Origin of the sequence: Hydrogenophaga sp., assembly GCF_051007235.1 — a bacterium.
Classification (GTDB): Bacteria; Pseudomonadota; Gammaproteobacteria; order Burkholderiales; family Burkholderiaceae_C; genus Hydrogenophaga.
Genome location: NZ_JBPCSJ010000251.1, coordinates 1 through 5,103, shown reverse-complemented (window position 1 = coordinate 5,103; position 5,103 = coordinate 1). Strand labels below are relative to the sequence as shown.

Annotated in this window: 4 protein-coding genes and 1 pseudogene; 4 read left to right on the top strand and 1 reads right to left on the bottom strand. The window is 63.0% G+C overall.

Annotation, left to right across the window (positions count from 1 at the left end):
* A pseudogene (locus ACR2JA_RS09090) lies at positions 1 to 335 on the top strand (hypothetical protein); the annotation flags it as partial.
* Positions 336 to 507: 172 nt separating this feature from the next.
* Here ACR2JA_RS09090 and ACR2JA_RS09085 read toward each other — a convergent pair.
* On the bottom strand, positions 508 to 1,665 hold the full coding sequence (locus ACR2JA_RS09085) for an acyl-CoA dehydrogenase family protein (protein ID WP_434008771.1): 1,158 nt from the start codon (positions 1,663 to 1,665) through the stop codon (positions 508 to 510).
* 196 nt (positions 1,666 to 1,861) lie between these two features.
* Between ACR2JA_RS09085 and ACR2JA_RS09080 the strand changes: the two genes are divergently transcribed.
* The 3 genes from ACR2JA_RS09080 to ACR2JA_RS09070 form a co-directional block, all read left to right on the top strand.
* A complete protein-coding gene (locus tag ACR2JA_RS09080; RefSeq protein WP_434008770.1) occupies positions 1,862 to 3,325 on the top strand; it encodes a benzaldehyde dehydrogenase in 1,464 nt (487 codons plus the stop codon).
* 39 nt (positions 3,326 to 3,364) lie between these two features.
* Positions 3,365 to 4,351, top strand: a complete 987-nt coding sequence (locus tag ACR2JA_RS09075) for a Bug family tripartite tricarboxylate transporter substrate binding protein (protein WP_434008769.1) — start codon at positions 3,365 to 3,367, stop codon at positions 4,349 to 4,351.
* Between the two features lie 23 nt (positions 4,352 to 4,374).
* A partial coding sequence (locus tag ACR2JA_RS09070) for a mandelate racemase/muconate lactonizing enzyme family protein (protein ID WP_434008768.1) occupies positions 4,375 to 5,103 on the top strand: 729 nt, incomplete at its 3' end.

Here is a 5,103-nt window from a genome sequence, read left to right as displayed (position 1 = left end):
TGCGCAGCCTGGCGGTTGCGCAACACTACGATTTCGGGCGCTGCCAGGTGCTGGTGGGCTCGCGCCCGCTGGACACCCAGGCCGGTGAGGAGATCCAGCGTTTCAAGCGGCGGCTCGACCAGACGGTGCGCAACCTGATCACGGAAGGCATCGCCGACGGCTCGATCCGTCCCTGCCATCCGGGCATGTTCTGCGCCAGTCTGTTCGGTGCCCTGAACTGGGTGCCGCGCTGGCACAAGGATGGTGGCAAGTTCAGCATCCAGGACGTGGCGGACAACTTCATCGACATGCTCACGCAAGGCATTGCCACCGGCAAACCCCCCGAGCCGAAGTGAGCATCAAGCCCCAAGGGCTTCTTCATGCTCCAACGGGAAGCCCGGCCTCGGCCGGGTTTTTTTGTCCAGTCAATCTGCCAAGACATTCAGTGGGGTAGGCCACACCTGTTGGCAGAACGAAAAAGGGACCTCTTGGCGGAGGTCCCCTTACGGCTGCGGCTGATGCCGGGGCTTACATGCTGCGGGCGATCACGTCCTTGAGCGTCTCGTTGGAGCCGCCGTAGATCTTGGCCACGCGTGCATCCATGTACATCTGCGCGATGGGGTACTCGCAGATGTAGCCGTAGCCGCCGAAGAGCCGCAGGCAGCGGTCAACGATCTGGCATTGCTTTTCCGAGCCCCACCACTTGGCCATCATGGCGTCGTTGGGTTGCAGGGGTTTGCCATCGACCAGGTCCTTGACGATCTGGTCAATGAACACGCGGCCGACGCGGGCTTCGGTCAGGCATTCCACCAGCGTGAAGCGGGTGTTCTGGAAGTCCCACAGCGTCTGGCCCAGCATCTTGCGGTTCTTGGCGTGCTCGACAGTCAGTTCAATGGCGCGCTCGGCGGTGGTGATGCCGACGATGCCGATCGACAGGCGCTCACGGGTGAACACGTCCATGAGCTGAAAGAAGCCCTTGCCTTCGACACCGCCGATGAGGTTTTCTGCCGGTACGCGCGCGTCTTCAAGGAAGATTTCCGCGGTGTTCATGGCGTTCTGGCCGATCTTCTCCAACACCTTGTTGACCTTGAAGCCCGGGGTCTTGGCGGTCTCGACCATAAACAGGGAAATGCCCTTGGCGCCAGAGCCGGCGCCGCCGGTGCGTGCGGCCACCAAGGCCAGATCGGCCTGTTCGCCCAGGGTGATGAAGATCTTGTTGCCGTTGAGCACGTACTCGTCGCCTTCGCGGCGGGCGGTGGTGCGCATGGCCTTCACGTCGGTGCCGGCGTCCGGCTCGGTAATGCACACGCACAGCATCTGGTCGCCCGAGGCGATGCCCGGCATCCAGCGCAGCAGCTGCTCATGGCTGGCGGTGCCGTGGAAAAAGGCTGGGCCGTTGAGGGCGCCCGGGATAAAGCCGAAAGTGGAGTCGGCGATGCGGGCCTGCTCTTCCATCATCACCACCTCATGGGCAAAGGTGGCGCCCTGGCCGCCGTACTCCTCGGGGATGCTCATGCACAGCAGGCCGAGGTCGCCGGCCTTTTTCCACACGTCGCGGTCGATGTGGTGCTGGGCACGGAATTTGGCGGCCTTGGGGGCCACCTCGTCCTCGAAAAAGCGGCGGGCCGTGGCGCGCAGCATGTCGAGTTCGTCGGTCATCCAGGGGGAGCGGTAGTTGACGGTCATGTGCTGGTCTACATAGGGGGGAGGGCGTCGAAGGCAGAAAAACGGAGGCCTGCGAACTGGAATGCAAATTCTCGCGAGGCTTGCGCATTTTGTCAACCGACTAGTTGGTTGACAAATTAAAATTGACTCGATACATTTCGTGTGCCACGGCGGTAGAGCACCTGGCCCCATCTAAAGACACCCAATGAGGAGACACATGTCACATAGTATTTTTTCAAACAACGAGTGGTTTGAAAAAGCCCTCGGTCAAGGCTGGATCTCGCTGCACGGTGGCGTCAGCGATGTCGTGGAGCCGGCTTCTGGCGAAACGCTCACCCGCGTGGCCAAAGCCAATGCACAGGATGTGCGCGAGGCTTGTCGGTCGGCCCGTCAAGCCCAAAAGGGCTGGGCGGCGATGCCTTACCAGGCCCGCGCAGCGGTGTTCCGCCAGGCGGCTGCATTGCTCGAAGCCAACCGCGCCGAGTGCGCCACCTGGATCGTGCGCGAGACCGGCGGCATCATGCCCAAGGCCATGTTCGAGATCGACTCCGTGCTGCATCACTTGCACGAAGCGGCGGCCATGCTGACCCAGCCCAAGGGTCTGGTGCTGCCCAGCATGGACGGCGTGACCAGCCTGGCGCGCCGCGTGCCCCACGGTGTGGTGGGTGTGATTTCTCCTTTCAACTTTCCCTTCCTGCTGACCAGCCGTGCCACGCTGCCGGCGCTGGCCTGCGGCAACGCCGTGGTGCTCAAGCCCGATCTGCGCACTCCCGTCAGCGGTGGTGTGCTGCTGGCTTTGCTGCTGCAGGCGGCAGGTCTTCCGCAGGGCGTGTTCCAGATGCTGCCGGGCGAAGCCGAGGCCGGTGAAGCGCTGGTCACCGATCCGGATGTGGCCATGATTTCCTTCACTGGATCGACCGCCGTGGGCCGCCGCGTGGGCGAACTTGCCGGCAAGCACCTGAAGAAGGTCGCACTGGAGCTGGGCGGGAAAAATGCCCTGATCGTTCGCGCCGATGCAGATCTGGACCTGGCGGTGTGCAACGCCGCCTGGGCGTCTTACCTGCACCAGGGACAAATCTGCATGAGCGCCGGGCGCCACCTGGTACACAAGGACCTGCTGGAGTCTTACAGCCAGCGGATCGCCGAAAAGGCCCGGGCCCTGCCAGTGGGCAACCCCCACACCGAGCCCGTGGCGCTGGGGCCACTGATCACCGGCAAACAGGCCGAGCGTGTGCAGCGCCTGGTAGACGAGTCGGTGCGCATGGGCGCCGCGCTACTGGCTGGCGGCAAGGCAAACGGCCTGTTCTTCCCCGCCACAGTGCTGGCCAATGTCACGCCCGACATGCCGGTGTTCCGTGAAGAGATCTTTGGCCCGGTGATTTCCATCACCGGCTTCTCCAGCGACGCCGAGGCGATCGCGCTGGCCAACGACACCGAATACGGTCTGTCCGCCGGCATCCTGACCACTGATGTGGGGCAAGGCATGGCGATGGCAGCCGAGCTCAACGTGGGTCTGGTGCACATCAACGACCAGACCGTCAACGACGACGGCACCATGCCCATGGGCGGGCGTGGAGCGTCCGGCAACGGCTCGCGCCATGGCGGCCCAGCCAACTGGGACGAGTTCACGCAGTGGCAATGGACCACGGTGCGCAACGTGGCCCCGGCATATCCCCTTTGACCCTTCAACAATTCCTTCCCCAATCTTGAGGAGACAGACATGAGCATTTTCCAACCCCGCCGCAGCCTGCTGAAGTCCGCCCTGGTCGCCGCCGCCATCGGCTTGTCGATGATCAGCGGCGTGTCCGCCCAGGACAAGCAGACCGTTCGAATCCTCGTCGGCTTCCCCCCGGGCGCCGGCACCGACACCCTGGCCCGCATCTACGGTGACGCGCTGTCGCAGTCGCTCGGCGTCAACATCGTGGTCGAGAACAAGCCCGGCGCAGGCGGCCTGCTGGCCAACCAGGCGCTCAAGCAGGCTACGCCCGAAAGCAACAGCCTGCTGTTCGTGATCGACCACCAGGTGGTGATGGTGCCCCTGATCAACAAGAACCCAGGCTTCGATGTCAAGAAAGACATGGTTCCAGTTGGCCGCATCACCAATGTGTACTCCTGCCTGGTGGTGAACGCCAGCTCGCCCGCCATGAATCTGCAGAGCTTTGCGGAGCTTGTGCGCAAGACCCCGACTGCAGGCAACTACGGCATTCCTGCACCCGGCGCCAAGGACCAGTTCATGGGCTACGTGGTTGGTCAGCACTTCAAGGTCTCGATGAACGCCATTCCCTACCGCGGCTCGGCCCCGGCTGTGACCGACCTGGTCGGTGGCCAGGTAGCGGCCGTCATCGTGCCCTGCGACGCCACGGTGGACCAGTACGTCAAGACAGGCAAGCTGCGCGTGCTTGCCATGGGCGCCGACAAGCGCATTGCCGCCATGCCCGATGTGCCGACCTTTGCCGAGCAGGGCGTGAAGATGCCCGTGGACTCCTTCCTCGGTGTGTATGCCGCCGCCAGCATGAAGCCTGAGTTGCTGCGCCAGATCACCGAAGCCACCCGCAAGCTGTTCGACAACCCCAAGATGATCGAGCGCATACAGGCCGTCAAGATGGAGCCCGCCTACGCCGGCCCGGACGAACTGCGCCAGATCGTGGACCGCAATGCCGCCTTCTGGGGTGAGCAGGTGCGCCAGTCCAACTTCCAGATCCAGTAATTTTTCCTTCACGAGAAGACAACATGACCAAAATCATCCAGGTCGAATGTTTTCCGGTTTCGACGCCTCTGAAGAAACCGGTGATCATGCCCAACACCCGTATCACGTCGATCGACAGCGTGGTGCTCAAGGTGACCACCGATGACGGAACGGTGGGTTTCTCGGACTCCGGTGATACGTCGTCGTGGTACCGCGGCGAATTGCAGGAATCCATCATCGCGATGATTTCCAATGTGATCGCGCCGCGCATCCTGCTGGGCGAAGACCCCTGCGCGATCGAGAAGATCGTGGCCAAGATGGACCTGCTGGTGCGCGACAACAACCAGGCCAAGGCCACAGTGGACTTCGCCCTGCACGACCTCAAGGGCAAGCTGCTGGGTGTCCCCGTCTATGAGCTGCTGGGTGGTCGCACAACTGAAGCTGCCCGCCAGGGCTGGGTGCTCTCGGCAGGCAAGCCTGAGGATGTGGCGGCCGAAGCCAAGAGGGCCAAAGACATTGGCTTCGCACTCTTCAAGATGAAGATTGGCTACGGCACGCTGCAGGACGACATCGACATGGTGCACGCCGTGCGCGAGACGGTCGGCCCCGATGCCTACCTGACCATCGATGCCAACGGCTTCTGGAGCTACGAGAAAGCCTTGCACATCATCCGCAAGATCGACTCGGCCGGCCTGGACCTGATCGTGCAGACGCTGCCGCATTGGGACATTGAAGGCTTGGCTCGACTGCGCGCCGCCGTCAAGACGCCGATC